Origin of the sequence: Stutzerimonas stutzeri (genome assembly GCF_013522825.1) — a bacterium.
Taxonomy (GTDB): domain Bacteria; phylum Pseudomonadota; class Gammaproteobacteria; order Pseudomonadales; family Pseudomonadaceae; genus Stutzerimonas; species Stutzerimonas stutzeri_AK.
Genome location: NZ_JAAMQZ010000105.1, coordinates 1 through 793, shown reverse-complemented (window position 1 = coordinate 793; position 793 = coordinate 1). Strand labels below are relative to the sequence as shown.

Genomic DNA, 793 nt, shown 5'->3' with positions numbered 1-793 from the left:
CGGCGAGTAATGCGGGATACTTCGCGCATGATGATCACACCCGAACAATTCTCCGCCATTGAACATTGCTTCCCGCGCCAGCGCGGCAATGTCAGCTTGTCGAACCTGGATGTCCTGAATGCGATCCTCTACGTCACCGAGCATGGCTGTAAGTGGCGCGGCCTGCCTAAACGTTTCGGAAACTGGCACACCATCTACACCCGCATGAACCGCTGGTCGAAGGCAGGTGTGTTGGACCGTGTATTTGAACAGCTGCAGCAATCGCAGATTGTGCGTATCAAGATCGAGGCCGTTTCATTGGATAGCACCAGTATCAAGGTGCATCCTGACGGCACGGGTGCTCGAAAAAAAACGGTCCCCAATCCATCGGCAAATCCAGAGGCGGCTGGAACACCAAGATTCATTTGGTTGCCGCGAATGATCGAACGACCATAGGATTTTCCCTATCACCCGGCCAGGCGCACGACGCGCCGGCAGGTCGTGAGCTGCTGCGCCGGATCGGTAAGCAAGAGCAGCCACTGCATCTGCTGATGGACCGCGCCTACGAAGGTAATGAGACCCGGCAGCTGGCTCTGGAGCTGGGCTACATCGCCGTCGTGCCGCCGCTGAAAACTCGCCTCGACCCTTGGCAATACGATCGAGAACTCTACAAGCGCCGGAACGAGGTTGAGCGTCTATTCCGGCGCTTGAAGGGGTTTCGGCGTATATTCTCTCGCTTCGAGAAGCTTGATGTGATGTTCATCGGATTCATCAACTTCGCGCTAATAGTTGACGGACTGAAGATGTGTTAACA

1 protein-coding gene is annotated in these 793 nt (G+C 55.6%); it reads left to right on the top strand.

The window, feature by feature from the left end:
* Nucleotides 1–27: 27 nt before the first annotated feature.
* Nucleotides 28–791, top strand: a protein-coding gene (locus tag G7020_RS23790; protein ID WP_258189501.1) for an IS5 family transposase whose coding sequence is annotated in 2 segments (ribosomal slippage) — nt 28–343 and nt 343–791 — 765 coding nt in all. Because the reading frame shifts where the segments join, the coding sequence is not laid out codon by codon here.
* The last annotated feature ends 2 nt before the right edge of the window (nt 792–793 follow it).